Source organism: Afipia sp. OHSU_II-C1, from assembly GCF_000497575.1.
Taxonomy (GTDB): domain Bacteria; phylum Pseudomonadota; class Alphaproteobacteria; order Rhizobiales; family Xanthobacteraceae; genus Afipia.
In genome coordinates this window covers 242,581-260,484 of record NZ_APJI01000015.1, presented here as the reverse complement: position 1 = coordinate 260,484, position 17,904 = coordinate 242,581, and the positions used below count along the sequence as shown (strand labels likewise).

Genomic DNA, 17,904 nt, shown 5'->3' with positions numbered 1-17,904 from the left:
CGCCTCTAGATCCCGGGCCGGGTCTCATGCCTCAAGAAAGGAAATCGCGGCAAGAACCCATTAACCGAGTATTGGCCCAGTTGGAGACATTGCTCAAGTCCGAACCCAGGTTCTGCGGACTGGAAGGGCCGAAAAATAGCTCGCAGGGCGCTTTTTTATGGCCCGCGAGAGCTGTGTCTAGGCGGTTGACTTGGTCGGGGCTTCGCCGCGAAGCGCGGCCAGAACGAGACCGGTCGAAGCTTCAAAAATTTCGTGGCCGTGCAAAAAGAGATGTTCATAGCTCCGATGAAGGCGGTCCATCTGCTCATGGCCGCAGTCTCGAAATGCGGCAGTCAGCTCTTTGACTGAATGCGCCTGAGCGATCTTTGAGATGAATTCCTGCGTAATGCTTACGCCTGAACGGGCCTGCTCCAGCGCGTCCTGATTGGCCTGTATGATCTCATAGATAATCAGTTTCTGTGCGTCGAGAGCGAGCTTTGTACCTCTATTGGCAATCTCCGTTAGCTGTGACGAAACATCATTCGGATGCTGCGCATTCGCTTCATGGCAGATATTCTGCATAATTGTTCTCCGGCGTTAGCATGTGTTCATATCCGACGCCCCGACGTCAGCGAGTGATCAGGCCGGGCTGGGTTCACTGCTGACAAGGGCCGTCGCCGGAAAGGGTGGCTGTCCGCCCCCCGGCCTGTGTTTGGTCGACAAGCAATTCGGCATCTCTGACGGCCGCGACCATGAGCCGGACGGCCAGAACATTGAGTTCAATAGCGACCTCCTCGTGGGTGCATTTCAAGGCAAGTTGCGCGCAACGCCGTGAACACTCGAGAGCAATGTCTGAAATATGCATGCGGTTTCTCCCAATGGAGAAACGCTAACTCGCGTCATGGTAGTCCGTGTTGATTTCGATCAACCGAACGGCAGAGGGGAGACCCGGCTGCCTGTCCGGCCTGGTCCATCTTGTAGAGAGCCATCGGATCGCTTGCCATTGATCCTGATCAAATCACGCCCTCCGGATTTGCGGTCAAAGGGTTTGACGGCGGCGCAAGCTGCCTTTGATCGTTCATTGTCGTTGCAAAATTCCGGAATGCTTCTTTGTACAAATTTCTTGAGGAAACGGCTGCCGATTGCATGACGCGCTCCGTGAAGACGGTGACGCGGGACCTGACCATGCGAGCGTTATTGCTGCTGTTCGAGCGCGATGACTTCAATGCCTATCCGGTTGTCGAGGGCGCCCACGCTGTCGGGCTGGTGACCAAGCTGGATTTTCTGAAATGCTTTGCCTTTACGCCGGCGCAAATAGTGCCGCGTTACGACGATCTCATGAGCACAGTCGTTGCCGATGTCATGAAGCCAACGTTCATCTATGTTGGCGCGGAAACAAAGCTCACGCGAGTTTTGCAGCTCATGGTCGAGCATCGCGTCAGAAGCATCCCCGTGATCGATGCGGAGAGGCTCATCGGCATCGTTTCCCGCGAGGATGTCATGAAATCGTTAAAGCGGTGCACCGGCGCAGACAACTAAACGGTCAGTTGGCTAGAGCGGAACAACCGATACAACGCGATAGGTATGAGTGTGGCCTTCGTCCGTGATGGAGACGTACTCTCCCGGAACGAACTTTTCATCCGCGAAATGATACCCCGCCTCATCGTCGTGGTTGCCGGAGATATCGTAGTGGAATGCCCAGTGGCCGCCGGCGCGGTGAACGAGATGGCCAAGATCATCAGGCTTTCCCGGTCGAAACCGCGCGACCCGGCAGGCTTCGCGATGCTGCCGCCACATCCTTGGATCGAGCCGACCCGAGGAATCCAATGGTCCGACAAGCACGTAAGCTATTCCCGAATCGCCAAAGGGGTGCTCCGCCTCCCGCGCGAGTTCGAGCCTGATCTAGCGAAAGCTCGATGGCAGGCTTGCGTTCAAAATTCGCCGGGGCTTTGTTTGGCTCATGGCGTAAGTCTTTCCGTCTGCTGTCCCAAGAGTTTACTCGCGATGGACGAGGGGAGCCAAATGACTATTCCAGGCTCTTCATGAAGGCGAGAAGGTCGTTGATATGGTCTGGATCGAGCTGAAAGGCGGGCATGGTCGGGTGACCGGTGTAAATCCCCTCCGCAAAAGCCTCTGCCAGCGTCTCGATCTTGTAGCGCCGGTGAAGATCGCGGAATGGAGGAGCAATCTTCAACGGACTTGGACTGAACCGATCGATGGCGTGACACCGCGCGCAGTGTGTCTTCGCGAAAACAAACCCGCGCTGTTCGCCGGGGGACGCTGCTTCGGCCGGTGCCGCAAAAATGATGGCCATCGCCAGGCAGCCGTAAAGATATCGCATCGTCGATGTTTCGGTGTGAGGCGCGGGTTTGCATATCGATCCTGCGGGAATCCTCCCTTCTCGCATTGATTTGCATCAATCCGTCACCGTCAAAGTCGTTATGGTTGCTTTTGCGGGCCGCTTGGCGGCCTGGCGGAATTTGTTGCGAAGGCGAGATTTACTGATGTGTGATCGCGTATCTCCAAGCCGTCTGGACAGCGATCTTGCAGGCTGCCTCCTGTGTGCCATCCGTTCGCTCAGCATCTGCGGTGCGCTCGATGAAACAGAGCTCCGAGAGCTGGCAAGGCTGTCACAGCGCGTGCGTTTGAGTTCCCGGGCGCCGCTGTTCTCGGAGGGCGATCATTCAGATGCGGCTTACAACGTGTCGGAAGGAACGGTGCGTCTGTCCAAGTTGTTACCCGACGGCAGGCGTCAAATTGTTGGGTTCGCGCTCCCGGGCGATTTCATCGGAATTGCGCCGGGCGCTTGTTACGGCTTCTCGGCGGATGCGATCGGGCCGGTCATGGTATGCCGGTTCATGAAAGAGCCTTTTGCCCGCTTCGTGGAGAGCAACCCGCGCATCTTGCAGCGGATGAATGATTTTGCGCGGCAAGAGCTTATATTGGCGCAGGACCACATGGTCTCGCTTGGACGGCGATCTGCCGAGGAAAAAGTCGCAGCCTTTCTCATTGGCTGGCGAAACAGGCTGCAGAGGATCGGCCGCGCGGCCAGGACGGTCTACCTGCCCATGAGCAGGCAGGATATCGCAGACTATCTTGGTCTGACCGTCGAAACGGTCAGTCGTACACTGACCAAGCTGGAGCGCGACGGTGTCATCGTCATCGTTCCCGGAGGTATTCGCCTGATGGATACAAGCCGGGCCGAAGCACTGGCTGCCGCCTGATCCCCGCTATCCCGGTTTTGTCACGGGGTTGTAGATTCCGCCGATGGCCTGTGCGGATTTGATCCGCATCAAAGACCCCCTCGATCCGATGCTGCACGCTGCGCCCAGCCAAAATGGGAGAGCGGTTATGCCCACCAATGCAATAATTCTGTCGGCGATCATTCTGGTGATGTTCGTGGCGTTCGGCGCCGTCCTGATGTGGGCGGACTTTCAGACCAGACCCCATCGTCTGAAGAACGATGTCGCAAAGCCCCGGCGAAGGGCGTTCTGAACCGGCCGGTTATGAAAATTTGCAGCGGCTCTGCGATGTCGCGGCCCGCGGAAGAATTTCATTCAGATGCAGGAGGTCTCGATGGAGCGGCGACCCGGACGTCTCGAAACTGTCCCCATGATTGGTCATATCGTCTCATGGGCGAAGAAATTCTCGCGGCAATTCAGCCGATCCAACGAATTGCAGGAGCTTGAGCCCGATGAGATCAGAAGGATTGCCAGAGACTTCGGTGTATCCGTTTCCGATCTTTTAACGCTGGCGAAGAGCGATGTTCACGTTCAAGAGCTGCTGACGCAGCGGCTCGCCGAAATGGGGTTGTCCGAAAAGCTCCTGCAAGACAAGCATCCCAGAGAGTTCGGCGATCTCTATCGTGTTTGCGCCAGTTGCGCCTCGACGAAGCGATGCACGAACGATTTCTTGCAGCACAAGTCCGGCCACTCAGAGTACTGCCCTAATACCGAGACTCTGGAAGCTCTTCGGGCAATAGGCGACGCGAACGCCGCGCCGCGCGTGGCCGGCGGCAAGAACTAGCCCGGTCAAACAAGTATGCGTGGGTTGATCTCGATCAAATCTCTCGCCGCAAAGTCATGATTGATGATGCGGACAAAGCACCGAGAAATTCAATCATGAACCGGCCAAAAGAGATCAAGTGGATGACCTTTGGAGAAGGCAGCCTCGCTGCCTTTTTTGCGGTGTCCGCGTTCGTCTGCCTGCTTGCAGCGGCGAAAGCCGAAGATGCGGCATTTGCATTTCATGCCAACGTGAGTATGGCGGCGAGTCTGATCGCCACATTCGCGATTCTCAATCGCTACTTCGACAGACCGGCGTCTCTGCCACCGCAGGAGATCGGCGGCCGGCCGAATTACAATCTTGGACCGATCAAGTTCGCGTCGGTCATGGCGGTGTTCTGGGGCATCGCCGGATTCGCCGTCGGACTGCTCATCGCCTCGCAGCTCGCCTGGCCGGCATTGAACTTTGATCTGCCCTGGACAACCTTCGGAAGGTTGCGGCCGCTGCACACGTCGGCGGTCATCTTCGCCTTTGGCGGTAATGTTCTGATCGCGACGTCTTTCTACGTGGTTCAGAAAACGTGCCGTGTGCGGCTTGCGGGAGATCTGGCTCCCTGGTGCGTCGTGCTCGGATACAATTTCTTCATTCTGATCGCCGGCACCGGCTATCTGCTCGGGGTGACCCAGTCGAAGGAGTATGCCGAGCCTGAATGGTACGCCGACCTGCTGCTGACGGTCGTGTGGGTCGCTTATCTGCTGGTATTTGTCGCGACGCTGGTCAAGCGGAAGGAACCCCATATCTTCGTCGCGAACTGGTTCTATCTCGCCTTCATCGTCACGATCGCCGTGCTTCATCTCGGCAACAATCCCGGTGTGCCGGTATCGTTGTTCGGTTCGAAGTCGTACATCGCATGGGGCGGCGTACAGGATGCAATGTTTCAGTGGTGGTACGGCCACAACGCGGTCGGTTTCTTCCTGACCGCTGGTTTCCTCGCCATCATGTACTATTTCATTCCGAAGCGCGCGGAGCGGCCGGTCTACTCCTACCGCCTTTCGATCATCCACTTCTGGGCGATCATTTTCCTCTATATCTGGGCCGGCCCGCATCACCTGCATTACACGGCATTGCCGGATTGGGCGCAGACGCTCGGCATGACGTTCTCCATCATGCTGTGGATGCCGTCGTGGGGCGGCATGATCAACGGTCTGATGACCCTGTCCGGCGCCTGGGACAAGCTGCGAACGGATCCCGTTCTGCGAATGCTGGTGGTTTCCGTTGCCTTCTACGGCATGGCCACGTTTGAGGGGCCGCTGATGTCGGTCAAGGTCGTGAATTCGCTCAGCCACTACACCGACTGGACCATCGGCCACGTGCATTCGGGCGCGCTCGGCTGGGTCGGGTTCGTTTCGTTCGGCGCGCTTTACTGCCTCGTGCCCTGGCTGTGGAACCGCAAGGGACTCTACAGCCTCAAACTCGTCAACTGGCACTTCTGGATCGCGACGATCGGCATCGTCTTGTACATCTCCGCGATGTGGGTGTCGGGCATCCTTCAGGGTCTGATGTGGCGCGCCTATACGTCGCTCGGCTTCCTTGAATATTCTTTCATCGAAACCGTAGAGGCGATGCACCCGTTCTACATCATCCGGGCTGCGGGCGGCGCCCTGTTCCTGATCGGGTCGCTGATCATGGCCTACAATCTCTGGATGACGGTGCGTGTTGGGGAGGTTTCGGAAACCGCACCGACGCCTGCTCTTCAGCCTGCTGAGTGAGGAGCGAGCGCATGTCACTCTGGAAACGTCATCAGATCTTCGAAAAGAATTCTGTCGTTCTCATCATCGGTATTCTGGCGGTCATCGCGATCGGCGGTCTTGTTGAGATAACGCCGTTGTTCTACCTGAAAAGCACGATCGAGAAGGTCGAAGGCATGCGGCCATACACACCTCTCGAACTGGCCGGGCGCAATATCTATGTCCGCGAAGGCTGTTATCTCTGCCACTCGCAGATGATCCGGCCGCTGCGCGATGAAGTCGAACGCTACGGGCATTATTCGCTCGCGGCCGAGAGCATGTACGATCATCCGTTTCAGTGGGGCTCCAAGCGGACTGGTCCGGATCTCGCGCGCGTCGGTGCAAAGTACTCCGATGAGTGGCACGTCACGCATCTGGTGAATCCGCGCGCCATCGTGCCGCAGTCGGTGATGCCCGGCTATTCGTTTCTTTCGGAGGCCGAGATCGACGCGGCGACCATTGCCGGTCATCTCCGCGCCAACCGCACGGTCGGGGTTCCGTATTCGGACGATCAGATCGCCAATGCGGCCGCGGATCTCAAGGCGCAGGTCGATCCGGATAACGGTGACGTCGACGCATTGGTGAAGCGCTATCCGAAGGCGATTGCCAGAAATTTCGACGGCAAGCCGGGGAATCCAACGGAGATGGATGCGCTGGTGGCCTATCTGCAGATGCTCGGTACGCTTGTCGATTTCAAGCTGTACGACGAAAAAGCAAACCTTCGCTAGGAAGCCGGGATATGAAAGCGATCCTTACCGTCCAGAACGCCGTCTCGGGTTTCGTCGTGACCTGGTGGACGCCCATATTCGTCGGCATCTTTTTCGCCATCGTCGTCTACGCATTGTGGCCTCGCAACAAGGCGATGTTCGATGCGGCGTCGAGACTTCCGTTGCGAGAGGACTGACGGCTCATGACCGACCACAAGGACGAGATTGATTCCGTAACCGGCACCGCAACAACCGGCCATCAGTGGGACGGAATCAAGGAGTTGAACACCCCGCTGCCGCGGTGGTGGATCATCACATTTTACGCGACCATTGCATGGTCGGTCGGCTACTGGATCGTTTACCCGGCATGGCCGCTGGTTCAGAGTTACACCACCGGTGTCATCCGGTATTCGTCGCGCGCAGATGTCGCCGTCGAGCTTGCGAACCTCGAGAAACTTCGCGGCGGCAAGATGGTCACTCTCAATGCCACGCCTTTGGCGGATATCGAGAAGGACCCGGCGCTGCTTGCGTTGGCGCGTGCACGGGGCAAGGCGGTATTCGGCGACAATTGCGCGCCTTGTCATGGCAGCGGTGGAGCGGGGGCAAAAGGCTACCCGAATCTGAACGACGACGAATGGCTATGGGGCGGATCGCTCGACCAGATCGGCAAAACCATCGAGTTCGGCGTGCGGTCTGGCCATGCCAAGTCCCACGAGGGAGCGATGCTTGCTTTCGGCAAGGATGGCATCCTGAAGCAGGATCAGATTGTCACGGTCGCAAACTATGTGAGGTCTCTGTCGGGCCTGTCCACGTCAAAAAGTTTTGACAGCGGCGCGGGACGAAAAATCTTCGCGGAAAATTGCGCAGCCTGTCATGGCGATAATGCCAAGGGTAACATCGAGCAGGGCGCGCCTGATCTCACCGACAAGATCTGGCTTTATGGATCGGACGAGCAGACCATTATCGAGACCATCACCAACGGCCGGGCTGGCGTCATGCCGGCATGGACTGGCCGCCTCGATCCGGCAACGATCAAGGCCCTGGCGGTCTATGTCCATTCGCTCGGCGGCGGAAAGTAATGCGTTCCGGCCGCATCGCGACTATCCGGCTCCGGCTTGAGTTGGATCAATAGCGTTGGAGCGGTCGCGGCTATCCTGAGAGATAGCGCGAGATCAATCCTTCATGAACAAGATCACCACACCTGACGATCTGGAAGCCGATGACTATGGGCCGCTATATGCGGCTCATAAGAAGGTCTATCCGCAAAGCGTCTCGGGAACGTTCCGCAGCATCAAATGGAAGCTGATGGCTGTTTGCCTCGGCATCTACTACTTTCTGCCGTTCATCCGCTGGAACCGTGGCGTGGGCGCACCGAACCAGGCGGTGCTGGTGGATTTGCCGAACAGCCGCTTCTATTTCTTTTTCATCGAGCTGTGGCCGCAGGAGGTCTACTACTTCACGGGTCTTCTGATCCTCGCCGCCCTGACGCTGTTTCTGATGAACGCGGTGGGCGGTCGCATCTGGTGCGGCTATCTGTGCCCGCAAACGGTCTGGACCGATCTGTTTTACGCGGTCGAGCGTCTCATCGAGGGAGATCGCCGCGAGCGTATGAAAAAGGACGCCGAGGGCTATACGCTCCAGCGTTGTTCCGAAATCGTGCTGAAGCATTCGATCTGGATCATGATCGCCTGGTGGACCGGCGGAGCCTGGGTCCTGTACTTCAACGATGCTCCCACGCTTGTGAAGGAACTCGTGACCTTTCAGGCGCCGATGCTGGCCTATGTCTGGATCGTCATCCTGACCTTCACGACTTATGTGCTCGCCGGTTTCATGCGCGAGCAGGTCTGCGTCTACATGTGCCCGTGGCCGCGAATTCAGGCGGCCCTGACCGACGAATGGGCGCTCAACGTCACCTACAAATACGACCGGGGCGAGGAGCGGACGTCGCTGAAGAAAGCGCTGGAGCGGCGGGCTCATGGTGAGACGGTCGGCGACTGCATCGATTGCCGGCAGTGCGTCGCAGTGTGCCCGACCGGAATCGACATCCGGGACGGCGCGCAACTGGGTTGCATCCAGTGCGGTCTTTGCATCGACGCATGCGATACCGTGATGACGAAGATCGGCAGGCCGACCCGTCTGATCGGCTATGACAACGATATCAACATCCAGCGTCGGCTGGCGGGCAAGTCCGAGATATTCAAGCTCATTCGGCCGAGGACCATTGTCTATGCCGCCCTGATCGCCGGTGTCGGAAGTATCATGCTGTACGCGCTTCTGACGCGCTCGCTGCTCGACATCAACGTGCTGCATGATCGCAATCCCATCGCCGTCAAGCTGAGCGATGGCTCGATCCGCAATGCGTATACAGTTCGCTTGCTGAACAAGCGTGGCTTCGATCGGACGATCGCGATCGATGTCGAGGGCGTGAGCGGCGCGGTGGCTCATGTGGTCGGGGTGGATTCGATCACACCGGACAGGCCGGCGATCGTGCTGGGGCGCGATCGGACGACTGAGCTGCGTGTTCTCGTCACAGCCAAGCCGGCCAGCGAGCTTCCAAAATCAACGCCGCTGACATTCCGCGTCACCGATATCGGCCTCGGTGAGGCGGCGTCCGCGACGGACAATTTTGTCACGCCATGACATTCACGGACGGATGGCTCCCATGAACAGTTCGACCACTCTAGGAAAGCCTCTCACGGGACGTGCTGTGTTTGTCATGCTCGTCGCCTTCTTCGGGGTGGTGATTGGGGTCAACTTGCTGATGATGCGGTTCGCGATCGATACAATGTCCGGAACCGATGTGGACAGTGCGTATCGTGCAAGCCTGGCCTATGAACGCGAAATTCAGACCGCGCACGAGCAGGATACGCGCCGTTGGCGGGTCGAGGCGCATGTCGCGCGCGGACCCGCCAATAGCGCCAGCGTTCGCATCGTGGCGCACGACAGCAAGGGCGCGCCGCTAACCGGGCTGGATTTTTCCGCTCGTCTGGAGCGCCCCGCCGACAAGCGGGCAGACCGGACCATAGCTCTGACGGAAGTTGAAACCGGCATCTACAAAGGAAGCGCCGAGGGAGTTCTCCCTGGTCAGTGGAATCTCGTGCTTGAGGGCGACACGGGCGGCAAGCGCGTATTCAGGTCGCGAAATCACGTCATGCTGAGCGATTGAGGAGACGTCATGGCTCTCAACCGGGACTTCTCGTACTACGTCAAGGATCTGGGCTCAGGTCTTGCTCATCTCGATCTTGCGGTTGAGGGTGTCAGTTGCGCCGGCTGCATGATGAAAATCGAGCGCGGACTGTCCGCCATTCCGGACGTGACCCTCGCGCGGGTCAACCTGACCGACCGCCGTCTGGCGGTGGAGTGGAAGAAGGGGGCACTTGATCCGGCGCAGTTTGTCGATCGTCTCGCGGCGCTCGGATACAAGGCTTATCCGTTTGAGCCGGTCCGGGCGGAAGTGGTTGAGGCCGAGCAGTCGCGATTTCTGCTGCGCTGCCTTGGCGTGGCGGCCTTCGCCACCATGAATGTGATGATGTTGTCGATTCCGGTGTGGTCGGGCAACGTCACCGATATGATTCCGGAGCAGCGTGATTTCTTCCACTGGCTGTCGGCCCTGATCGCCCTGCCAGCCGCAGCCTATGCCGGGCAGCCGTTCTTCCGCTCGGCATTTACGGCGCTTCGTTCGCGCGGCGTCAATATGGATGTTCCCATCAGTATCGGCGTCGTGCTGGCGCTCGGCATGTCGATCGTCGAGACGATTCATCATGCCGAGCATGCCTATTTCGATGCGGCCATCATGCTTCTCACCTTTCTGCTCGCCGGCCGTTATCTCGATCAGAACATGCGGCGCCGCACGCGAGCCGTCGCCGGAAATCTTGCGGCGCTGAAGGCCGAGACCGCGACCAAATTCGTATCTCCGACCGAGATCAGTGAAGTGCCTGTTGCGGCCGTCGTTCCCGGCGACATCGTGCTTCTGCGTCCGGGCGAACGATGCGCCATCGACGGCAAGGTCATCGATGGGCGATCGGAAATCGACCAGAGCCTGATCACGGGTGAGACACGGTATGTCGCGGCGGAGGCCGGCACTGCGGTTTATGCGGGGACAATGAATATTTCAGGCACGCTGCGCGTCCGGGTCGGGGCGGCAGCGGAAGGAACACTGCTGTCAGAGATTTCCCGGTTGCTTGAAAACGCGCTACAGGCGCGCTCGCGCTATGTGCAACTGGCGGACCGGGCGTCACGGCTTTATGCGCCGGTGGTGCACACGACGGCGCTGCTCACAATGCTGGGATGGGTTGCGCTTGGCGCGAGCTGGCATGATGCAATCGTCACCGCGATCGCGGTTCTGATCATTACCTGTCCATGTGCGCTCGGCCTGGCGATCCCGGCGGTGCAAACGATCGTGGCCGGCGCGCTGTTTCGCGCCGGTGTCCTGCTCAATTCCGGCGATGCGGTGGAGCGCGTCGCTGACGTTGATACGGTCGTCTTCGACAAAACGGGCACGCTGACCTTGCCTGAACTCGACGTGGTGAATGTCACTGCTATTCCGGCGGATGTCCTTCAACTGGCGGGACGGCTGGCTCTGGCGAGCCATCATCCGGTTGCGGCAGCGGTCGCTCGCGCCTCGAAAACCACGTCTCCGCTGGAAGGAATCGTGGAAGAACCGGGGCAGGGCGTGAGAGGTCTGATCGATGGAGTCGAACTCAGGCTCGGCCGGCCGTCGTTCTGCAATGCAGACCGGATGGCGAACGAGATTCTGAGCACGGATCCGGAGATTTCCGTGGTCGCTTTCAGCCGCGGACAGGAGCGTTACGTTTTCGCTGTGCGGCAACAGCTTCGGCCGGATGCGGCGGCTACGATACGCAGCCTCGTCAAACGCGGCGTTGCAGTCGAAATTCTCTCCGGCGATCGAGAGCCTGCCGTAAAGCATGCCGCGGCGGCCTTGGGGATCATTGCGTGGCGTGCGGGTCTCACGCCGACCGACAAGATTGCTTATATCGAAGACCTGAAGCGGCGCGGCCGCACAGTCATGATGGTCGGTGACGGCCTGAACGATGCACCGGCGCTTGCGGCAGCATCGGTTTCGATGTCGCCGGTGAGTGCGACCCATCTCAGCCAGGCGGCTGCGGACATGATCTTTCTGGGCAAGGATCTTGTTCCGGTGCTGGCCGCCGTCGATTTCTCACGCAAGGCGCTGCAACTGATGCGGCAAAATCTGGCGCTGGCGATCGGCTACAATGTTCTGGCTGTTCCGATCGCGATCGTGGGATACGCAACGCCGCTGGTTGCCGCGGCGGCCATGTCGGGATCGTCGATCCTGGTCATGCTGAACTCGCTGCGCGCACGCCGCGCCGCGCCGGAGATGACGTGATGGAAGTTCTCGCTTACCTCGTGCCGCTCGCTCTGGCGCTCGGCCTCATCGGTCTCCTGGGTTTCCTGTGGTCGCTCAGGAGCGGGCAGTACGATGATCTCGACGGCGCTGGATGGCGCGCGATTGCCGACGACGAGCCGCCTCTGCCGCCCTCATAAGGTTTAGCGGGTTTTAGCCGTGAGATCGCTGGGGGGCTACCTGCGCTTTTCGCAGCTTGAATAGCCGATCAGGCTGTAAGCCGGGCAGGTCGCAAAAAGTCCCGTAAGCAACGGCACGAATCCGATCAGCCCGGCCCAGTCCCAGCCTTTGATCGGAAGGCCGTTGCGAAGCGCGAACGCGATCAGTGCAAGCCCCACCACGATACGGACCATTCGATCCGCCATACCCACGTTGCGCGACATACGACAGCCTCCATGACAATCGGCTGCGGCAAGCAGCCTTGTTGGAGGTTGAGCTGATTGGCTTCGAAAGGCCTTGATGTGCATCAAGAAGACAGGCTCCGGGCTGCGGCATCCTGTATTTCAGCACAAGAGAGGTCACAACGATGTCGCTCGCAAATTCAGCGTTTGCACTAAAGCCGCAGGCGCGGCCGCCTGTGAGATTTTGCGACGCCGTCAAGCAGGCCGGGACGACCGATTACGAAGCTCTCTTCAAGGCATCACTCCACCGGCTTCACGAAGAACAACGCTACCGGGTGTTTGCCGACATCGAGCGTGTCGCAGGCGAGTATCCTCACGCCATCTGGCATTCAGCAACGGGGCCTCGCAAGATCTTGCTGTGGTGTTCGAATGACTATCTCGGGATGAGCCAGAATGCTTCCGTCGTCGGAGCGATGATTGAGACCGCGAAGCGCATGGGCACCGGAGCCGGAGGCACCCGAAATATCGGCGGCACCAATCATCCGTTGGTCGAGCTCGAAGCGGAGCTGGCCGACCTGCACGACAAGAAGGCGGCTCTCGTATTCACGTCGGGCTATGTTTCAAATCAGACGGGAATCTCCACAATTGGAAAGCTGCTGCCCGGCTGTCTGATCCTGTCGGATGCGTCCAACCACAATTCGATGATCGAGGGGATTCACCAATCGAATTGCGAGAAGCAGATATTCCGTCACAACGACCTCGATCATCTCGAACAGCTTCTGAGTGCGGCGGGCAGGCAACGGCCGAAGCTCATCGTGTTCGAAAGCCTCTATTCGATGGATGGAGACATCGCCCCCATCGAGGAGATCTGTGATCTGGCCGAGCGCTATGGCGCGATGACGTATTGCGATGAGGTCCATGCCGTCGGGATGTATGGCCCGCGCGGTGGTGGCATCAGCGAAGAGCGGGGGCTGTCCGCTCGCATTGATGTGATCGAAGGGACGCTGGCGAAAGCGTTTGGCTGTCTCGGTGGATATATCGCCGGCTCCGCTGCGCTCGTCGATGCCGTCCGCTCCCATGCGCCGGGATTTATCTTCACGACCGCTCTGCCACCGGCGGTTTGCGCGGCTGCGACGGCCGCCATCCGGCATCTGAAGGCATCGGGCCGGGAAAGAGCGCGGCACCAGAACCGCGTCGCGCGCCTGAAATCGATGCTGGACGCCCACGGACTTCCACAACTGCGGAACGGATCGCATATCGTGCCTGTTCCTGTTGGAGACGCGAAGACATGCAAGGCCGTCAGCGATTACCTGCTCAATGATTTCGGCATCTACATTCAGCCGATCAACTATCCGACTGTTCCGCGCGGAACAGAACGGCTGCGCATCACGCCCACGCCGCTGCACACTGACGAACACATCGATCAATTGGTGGCGGCCTTGTCGAGCGCATGGCGCAGGTTCGGGCTTTGAAGTGAACTGAACGGGCCTGTATCTGGCGACGGTCCCGCGACTGTGGTCCCTCAGCCGCAACAGCAGAAATAGGTCATGGCGGGCCACTTACGCCAATGTGTTGGCGAGATTTCAAGCCGTCTCATCGTCTCGGCGTTCAGCCATCCGTCGTTCGTCAGAACGCACGGAAAGGTCATCGCGTGCACCTCATCATCAATGGTTGCAACTGCGAGATACTGCTCGATCGGCGCGGTTGATATGTTTTGCCACATATCTCCAATCTAGGCCGGAGACCGAACTCAACCTTGATTCAGATCAGTCGTCGACCGTTCGAACCGATGGCTGATCTGTAGTGTCGGTAGGGCTTGAGATAGATCAAACTTGGGCCGGATTGTCTGATCCACAATTTTGAGATGGCTAATTTGATTTACCGGTGCCCTCAGACGGGTCTTAACGTGCAGGCATGGATGCCTGACGATGAGCAGCCTGAAGCGGAGCAAGTGTACAAGGCAGTCTTGTGTTCTGCCTGCACGCGGCTGCACTTCATTCACAGATCAACCGGAAGACTGCTGGGCGAGCCTGACTGAGCGTGCTTCAAGGCCGCTATTGTTGATCCTGTTGTTCGGAGTGGAATTGCTCTACTCTCACTACGTTGCAATTTACAGGACGGCGAGAGAAGCTTAGCGGCTTGTCGCGGAATTGCGTTGCTAGGCGTGCTACTACGATTGTCCATGCAGAGACGGTTCGATCTAAGTCTCTCTCCCTCCGCCAGAAAACCTGCCGCCGGGCATCTCGCCTGGATTTATTCGATGGTCTGCAGAAATCGGGCGGCACACACGTCATGCCAGTGGGCGTGGCGATCGGCTCCGCGGAATCCGCAGTGTCCGCCGGATTGCGCAAGCAAGCGAACCAGTTTTGGATTTCTGTCCCATCTGTACTGAAGATAGGCCTCGCTCGGGACGATCGGATCGTTGGCCGCATGGATCATCAGTGTCGGGACCGCGATGTGTTCCAGAAATCCAGCGCACGATGAGCGCGTGTAATAGTCCTCAGCATCGCGAAAGCCGTTACGGGGAGCGGTAAAGGTCTGATCGAAGTCCCAGACGGTGCGAGTCCCGAGCACCGCATCCCGCTCCTGCTCTGAAAGCTCCGCGGCGGGTTTGATGCTTTCCGTCCTCAACTGGGACAGGATTGCGTATTGAAACAGCGTATTGTCCCACCGCATGAGCCGGCGTGACACCGCCGCCAGATCGAGGGGAGACGATACGGCGATGGCAGCCTTCAAGGGCACCGATGATCTCTGCTCGCCCAGAAACTTCATCAGCACATTCGCACCGAGGGAGTAGCCCATCGCGGCGATTCCATTAGGCCGTAAGTCGGCCGGCACCATAGACACCAGATGGACCAGATCGTCGGTCGTGCCGGCATTATACTGAAGCTTGCAAAACGGCCGCGACGGGCCGGCGCCGCGCAGGTTGGCGCGCAGCACCGGATGGCCGAGGTTCAGAAAGTAAATCGCCGAGCGGAGAACATAGCTGCTGTCTTCGCTGCCGCTCACGCCATGAACCAGGATGACCACGCAGCGTCTGGTGTCCGGGATAGCTGGACGGTGAAGCGTTGCAATCAGGCGGTCTCCTGTTCCGTCCGGAACGAGCGCGGATAGCCGCTCGCCTGGATACGGATCGAGATCACGCGGACTGGCGGGCAGGGCACCGGCGATGGTTTGAAGGTGACCGCCCCACCAGGGCGCTCCCGCTTCAAACCTTGGAAAATCCGGCTGTGTTGAAGGTTGGCGTGTCACCAAATCGAGCGTCATTTGATGCTCTCCCCGGATGCGGTGCATGCTGTCACGGGCAGTTCCCCATGGTTATCGCGCGCGTTCGAACCTTGCGCAACGGCTGGGTGGGCTTGCGGCAGGAAACCGGCTTCCGGCACGGTGTGATCGCTGCTGCTGAAGGGACCCGCGCCCCCGTGCCGCGAGGGCGTGCCCCACGTTATGCTTAACCATTCGTTTCGAAATCGACCCGCTCCGTGTCTTTTTTGTCACGTCAGAAGAGAAAGCAATGGCGCGCTCCGTACGCAGGAACCGATCCGGCCCGCTGTACATTTCTCATTAACTGGGGGGCCAATAGGGTCCGCCCAACTCAACATGGGGAGAAGAGAGATGGGTCATCGTTTCGCACTCGCGGCTTTCTCGGCTGCTTTGCTGGCTTCAACTGCGTCATTTGCCGCTGATCTGCCGGCCCGCACCTACACCAAGGCGCCGGTTTACGCCGCGCCGATCTACAACTGGACCGGCATCTACGTCGGTGCGCACATCGGCGCCGCTTTCGGTGGTGACGACGGGTTCGCAACCAACATCGTCGGCCTGACTGGTTCGAGCCGCGACGCTGCGTTCCTCGGCGGTGGCCAGATCGGCGCTGACTACCAGTTCGCTCCGAACTGGGTTGTCGGTATCGAAGGCCAGATCTCGGGCCTGTCGAACAGCGACCGCAACTTCACCGTCGGCGCTGACTCGATCCGTGATCGTTCCGACTGGCTCGCTTCGGTTACCGGCCGCCTCGGCTACACCTGGGGTCCGGGCCTGATCTACGCCAAGGGCGGTGTCGCGTTCCGTGACGACAGCGGCCTGGCTGCAACCGCTGGCTTCCTGCCGGCTGTGACCGACCGCAACTCGACCGGCTACACCGTTGGTGGCGGTCTCGAATACATGTTTGCCCCGGCCTGGTCGGCGAAGGTTGAGTACCAGTACTACAACTTCGACACCACCAACGTTGTCACCAACGCTGGCCTTGGCGCGCTGTCCTACAAGGACGACCTCCACACTGTGAAGGTTGGCGTCAACTACCACTTCAACTGGGGTGGCCCGGTGATGGCGAAATACTAATAAAGTTTTCTCCAGACAAACTTAAGGCCCCGGTTTTCCGGGGCCTTTTTTGTTGGACTTCGAAAGGTATCGAACGCATCCGCTGTCTGGAAGCGGGAGCGATCAGGCCTTGTTCGGATTGATGAGAAACTTCTCACCCGTTGCACGCTTGCCGTAGGCCGCGATGTTCGAGAGCTGCAGCGCTTCCTGAAGCGACACGACTTGCGTGTAATGACTGGCAAATGTGGTCTTGAGTTCGGCGGCAACGCGTTCGCGCAGCTTCTGCGCCTCGGCTGGTCCGATTTTTTGCAGGAACGGAAACAGCAGCCAGCCGCCGATGCCCCAGGCCATTCCGAAATTTCGGTTGATCTCGGTCGGGCGCATGTCGAGGCCGCCGTAAATGTAGACCTGCTTGTGAACGGTCGATCCGTAGCGGCTGTAAACCTTCGCGGTCTTGTTGGCGGCAACTTCCATGCAGCTCAGAATCTGGCCCGCCAGTTTGCCGCCGCCGATGGCGTCGAATGCCAGCGTCGCGCCGGTTTCCACCAGCGCCTGGGTCAAATCGTCCATGAAGGTCGCGGCGGAGGAATTGCAGATGTGGGTCGCGCCGATCTTGCGGAGGATTTCCTCTTGCTCGGCATTGCGCACGATGTTGACGAGGCCGATGCCGTCCGCGATGCAAATCTTGTTGAGCATCTGGCCGAGATTAGACGCCGCGGCGGTATGCACGAGTGCCTTGTGTCCTTCCCGTCGCATGGTCTCGGTCATACCCAGCGCCGTCAGCGGATTGACGAAACTCGACGCACCTTCTGCTGCTGTCGTTCCGTCGGGAAGTACCATGCAGTCGGCAGCCTTGATGCAGCGGTATTGCGCGTACATGGCGCCGCCGATCATTGCGACCATCTTGCCCATCATCGCCTGCGCCCTGCTGGAGCTTCCAGCCGCGACGACAACGCCCGCGCCTTCATTGCCGACAGGCATCGATTCATCAAGGCGTCCTGCCATCGCTTTCATCAGCGGTTCCGGAACCGATGCTGTGACAACGACGCTGTCGCCAGTGCCGGACGATTTAGCCGTTGTCATATCGGCGGTGCCCAGAAGCAGGCCAAGGTCGGATGGATTGATCGGCGAGCCTTCGACCCGGACGATGACTTCGTCGGCCGCCGGCTCCGGAATCTTGACCTTGGCCAGCGACAGTTCGAGTTCGCCGCTCTTCTTGATCAAGGAGCGGAGCTGAAGTCCCTCGAAACCCATGTTGATCTCCCGTGACAAATGACGTCTTGTTTAAAACGCGTACCATATCCTGCTGGTGGCGGAGCGCACTTTGCGATGGATTGAAGCCCGCAGGCAATGAGGGGATTCAAATATAAAATGCTTGGCGG

At 59.1% G+C, this 17,904-nt stretch carries 21 protein-coding genes; 14 read left to right on the top strand and 7 right to left on the bottom strand.

Annotated elements, in window-relative coordinates; genetic code table 11:
- Window positions 1–177: 177 nt before the first annotated feature.
- Window positions 178–561: a hypothetical protein gene (locus I554_RS0117855; protein WP_024576631.1), complete on the bottom strand. Its 384-nt coding sequence runs from the start codon at window positions 559–561 to the stop codon at window positions 178–180.
- A gap of 73 nt (window positions 562–634) precedes the next feature.
- Window positions 635–844, bottom strand: a complete 210-nt coding sequence (locus I554_RS25690; protein WP_024576630.1) for a hypothetical protein — start codon at window positions 842–844, stop codon at window positions 635–637.
- Window positions 845–1,089: 245 nt separating this feature from the next.
- Between I554_RS25690 and I554_RS0117845 the strand changes: the two genes are divergently transcribed.
- Window positions 1,090–1,518: a CBS domain-containing protein gene (locus I554_RS0117845; protein ID WP_024576629.1), complete on the top strand. Its 429-nt coding sequence runs from the start codon at window positions 1,090–1,092 to the stop codon at window positions 1,516–1,518.
- Window positions 1,519–1,530: 12 nt separating this feature from the next.
- On the opposite strand, the gene I554_RS25685 is transcribed toward I554_RS0117845, so the two are convergent.
- Both I554_RS25685 and I554_RS0117835 read right to left on the bottom strand, forming a co-directional pair.
- Window positions 1,531–1,881 (bottom strand): hypothetical protein, encoded by a 351-nt coding sequence (locus tag I554_RS25685; protein ID WP_244432782.1) that lies wholly within the window; start codon window positions 1,879–1,881, stop codon window positions 1,531–1,533.
- Window positions 1,882–2,005: 124 nt separating this feature from the next.
- A complete protein-coding gene (locus I554_RS0117835) occupies window positions 2,006–2,320 on the bottom strand; it encodes a cytochrome c (protein WP_024576628.1) in 315 nt (104 codons plus the stop codon).
- Window positions 2,321–2,483: 163 nt separating this feature from the next.
- Here I554_RS0117835 and I554_RS0117830 point away from each other — a divergent pair, with 163 nt between their 5' ends.
- The 11 genes from I554_RS0117830 to ccoS all read left to right on the top strand — a co-directional run bounded on the left by I554_RS0117830 (window position 2,484) and on the right by ccoS (window position 12,004).
- Window positions 2,484–3,203, top strand: coding sequence for a helix-turn-helix domain-containing protein (locus I554_RS0117830; RefSeq protein ID WP_024576627.1), 720 nt, complete (start codon window positions 2,484–2,486; stop codon window positions 3,201–3,203).
- Between the two features lie 127 nt (window positions 3,204–3,330).
- A complete protein-coding gene (locus tag I554_RS27335) occupies window positions 3,331–3,474 on the top strand; it encodes a hypothetical protein (RefSeq protein WP_192817783.1) in 144 nt (47 codons plus the stop codon).
- 81 nt (window positions 3,475–3,555) lie between these two features.
- Entirely contained in the window at window positions 3,556–4,005 is a 450-nt protein-coding gene (locus I554_RS0117820) for a DUF6455 family protein (protein ID WP_244432780.1), read from the top strand.
- Between the two features lie 95 nt (window positions 4,006–4,100).
- Window positions 4,101–5,753, top strand: coding sequence for a cytochrome-c oxidase, cbb3-type subunit I (gene ccoN, locus I554_RS0117815; RefSeq protein ID WP_024576625.1), 1,653 nt, complete (start codon window positions 4,101–4,103; stop codon window positions 5,751–5,753).
- A gap of 11 nt (window positions 5,754–5,764) precedes the next feature.
- Window positions 5,765–6,499, top strand: coding sequence for a cytochrome-c oxidase, cbb3-type subunit II (gene ccoO, locus I554_RS0117810; protein WP_024576624.1), 735 nt, complete (start codon window positions 5,765–5,767; stop codon window positions 6,497–6,499).
- A gap of 11 nt (window positions 6,500–6,510) precedes the next feature.
- Window positions 6,511–6,675, top strand: coding sequence for a cbb3-type cytochrome c oxidase subunit 3 (locus tag I554_RS0117805; protein WP_024576623.1), 165 nt, complete (start codon window positions 6,511–6,513; stop codon window positions 6,673–6,675).
- Window positions 6,676–6,681: 6 nt separating this feature from the next.
- Window positions 6,682–7,557, top strand: coding sequence for a cytochrome-c oxidase, cbb3-type subunit III (ccoP, locus tag I554_RS0117800; RefSeq protein WP_024576622.1), 876 nt, complete (start codon window positions 6,682–6,684; stop codon window positions 7,555–7,557).
- A 103-nt stretch (window positions 7,558–7,660) separates the two neighbouring features.
- Entirely contained in the window at window positions 7,661–9,118 is a 1,458-nt protein-coding gene (ccoG, locus tag I554_RS0117795; RefSeq protein ID WP_024576621.1) for a cytochrome c oxidase accessory protein CcoG, read from the top strand.
- A 22-nt stretch (window positions 9,119–9,140) separates the two neighbouring features.
- Entirely contained in the window at window positions 9,141–9,644 is a 504-nt protein-coding gene (locus I554_RS0117790) for a FixH family protein (protein WP_024576620.1), read from the top strand.
- 9 nt (window positions 9,645–9,653) lie between these two features.
- Window positions 9,654–11,846, top strand: coding sequence for a cation-translocating P-type ATPase (locus I554_RS0117785; RefSeq protein ID WP_024576619.1), 2,193 nt, complete (start codon window positions 9,654–9,656; stop codon window positions 11,844–11,846).
- Window positions 11,846–12,004, top strand: a complete 159-nt coding sequence (ccoS, locus tag I554_RS0117780) for a cbb3-type cytochrome oxidase assembly protein CcoS (protein WP_024576618.1) — start codon at window positions 11,846–11,848, stop codon at window positions 12,002–12,004. The genes I554_RS0117785 and ccoS overlap by 1 nt, the downstream gene beginning before the upstream one ends.
- A 36-nt stretch (window positions 12,005–12,040) precedes the next feature.
- Here ccoS and I554_RS0117775 read toward each other — a convergent pair whose 3' ends face one another.
- On the bottom strand, window positions 12,041–12,247 hold the full coding sequence (locus I554_RS0117775; protein ID WP_024576617.1) for a DUF2892 domain-containing protein: 207 nt from the start codon (window positions 12,245–12,247) through the stop codon (window positions 12,041–12,043).
- Window positions 12,248–12,390: 143 nt separating this feature from the next.
- Between I554_RS0117775 and hemA the strand changes: the two genes are divergently transcribed.
- Window positions 12,391–13,677, top strand: coding sequence for a 5-aminolevulinate synthase (gene hemA / locus I554_RS0117770; protein WP_081710804.1), 1,287 nt, complete (start codon window positions 12,391–12,393; stop codon window positions 13,675–13,677).
- Window positions 13,678–14,458: 781 nt separating this feature from the next.
- Here hemA and I554_RS0117760 read toward each other — a convergent pair.
- Window positions 14,459–15,472 (bottom strand): alpha/beta fold hydrolase, encoded by a 1,014-nt coding sequence (locus I554_RS0117760; protein WP_024576615.1) that lies wholly within the window; start codon window positions 15,470–15,472, stop codon window positions 14,459–14,461.
- A 348-nt stretch (window positions 15,473–15,820) separates the two neighbouring features.
- Here I554_RS0117760 and I554_RS0117755 point away from each other — a divergent pair, with 348 nt between their 5' ends.
- The gene (locus I554_RS0117755) at window positions 15,821–16,543 is read left to right on the top strand and encodes an outer membrane beta-barrel protein (RefSeq protein ID WP_024578187.1); all 723 of its coding nucleotides are present in this window, start codon (window positions 15,821–15,823) and stop codon (window positions 16,541–16,543) included.
- Window positions 16,544–16,645: 102 nt separating this feature from the next.
- On the opposite strand, the gene I554_RS0117750 is transcribed toward I554_RS0117755, so the two are convergent.
- Window positions 16,646–17,776, bottom strand: coding sequence for a zinc-binding dehydrogenase (locus I554_RS0117750; protein ID WP_029659521.1), 1,131 nt, complete (start codon window positions 17,774–17,776; stop codon window positions 16,646–16,648).
- Window positions 17,777–17,904: the final 128 nt, after the last annotated feature.

Bases quoted from the DNA above. Each gene is read 5' to 3' on its own strand.
- I554_RS0117750 (WP_029659521.1), bottom strand. From the start codon at position 17,776: ATGGGTTTCGAGGGACTTCAGCTCCGCTCCTTGATCAAGAAGAGCGGC.
- I554_RS0117775 (WP_024576617.1), bottom strand. From the start codon at position 12,247: ATGTCGCGCAACGTGGGTATGGCGGATCGAATGGTCCGTATCGTGGTG.
- ccoP (WP_024576622.1), top strand. From the start codon at position 6,682: ATGACCGACCACAAGGACGAGATTGATTCCGTAACCGGCACCGCAACA.
- I554_RS0117760 (WP_024576615.1), bottom strand. From the start codon at position 15,472: ATGACGCTCGATTTGGTGACACGCCAACCTTCAACACAGCCGGATTTT.
- I554_RS0117835 (WP_024576628.1), bottom strand. From the start codon at position 2,320: ATGCGATATCTTTACGGCTGCCTGGCGATGGCCATCATTTTTGCGGCA.
- I554_RS0117790 (WP_024576620.1), top strand. From the start codon at position 9,141: ATGAACAGTTCGACCACTCTAGGAAAGCCTCTCACGGGACGTGCTGTG.
- I554_RS27335 (WP_192817783.1), top strand. From the start codon at position 3,331: ATGCCCACCAATGCAATAATTCTGTCGGCGATCATTCTGGTGATGTTC.
- I554_RS0117855 (WP_024576631.1), bottom strand. From the start codon at position 561: ATGCAGAATATCTGCCATGAAGCGAATGCGCAGCATCCGAATGATGTT.
- hemA (WP_081710804.1), top strand. From the start codon at position 12,391: ATGTCGCTCGCAAATTCAGCGTTTGCACTAAAGCCGCAGGCGCGGCCG.
- ccoS (WP_024576618.1), top strand. From the start codon at position 11,846: ATGGAAGTTCTCGCTTACCTCGTGCCGCTCGCTCTGGCGCTCGGCCTC.
- ccoG (WP_024576621.1), top strand. From the start codon at position 7,661: ATGAACAAGATCACCACACCTGACGATCTGGAAGCCGATGACTATGGG.
- I554_RS0117805 (WP_024576623.1), top strand. From the start codon at position 6,511: ATGAAAGCGATCCTTACCGTCCAGAACGCCGTCTCGGGTTTCGTCGTG.
- ccoO (WP_024576624.1), top strand. From the start codon at position 5,765: ATGTCACTCTGGAAACGTCATCAGATCTTCGAAAAGAATTCTGTCGTT.
- ccoN (WP_024576625.1), top strand. From the start codon at position 4,101: ATGAACCGGCCAAAAGAGATCAAGTGGATGACCTTTGGAGAAGGCAGC.
- I554_RS0117785 (WP_024576619.1), top strand. From the start codon at position 9,654: ATGGCTCTCAACCGGGACTTCTCGTACTACGTCAAGGATCTGGGCTCA.
- I554_RS0117830 (WP_024576627.1), top strand. From the start codon at position 2,484: ATGTGTGATCGCGTATCTCCAAGCCGTCTGGACAGCGATCTTGCAGGC.
- I554_RS0117755 (WP_024578187.1), top strand. From the start codon at position 15,821: ATGGGTCATCGTTTCGCACTCGCGGCTTTCTCGGCTGCTTTGCTGGCT.
- I554_RS0117820 (WP_244432780.1), top strand. From the start codon at position 3,556: ATGGAGCGGCGACCCGGACGTCTCGAAACTGTCCCCATGATTGGTCAT.
- I554_RS25690 (WP_024576630.1), bottom strand. From the start codon at position 844: ATGCATATTTCAGACATTGCTCTCGAGTGTTCACGGCGTTGCGCGCAA.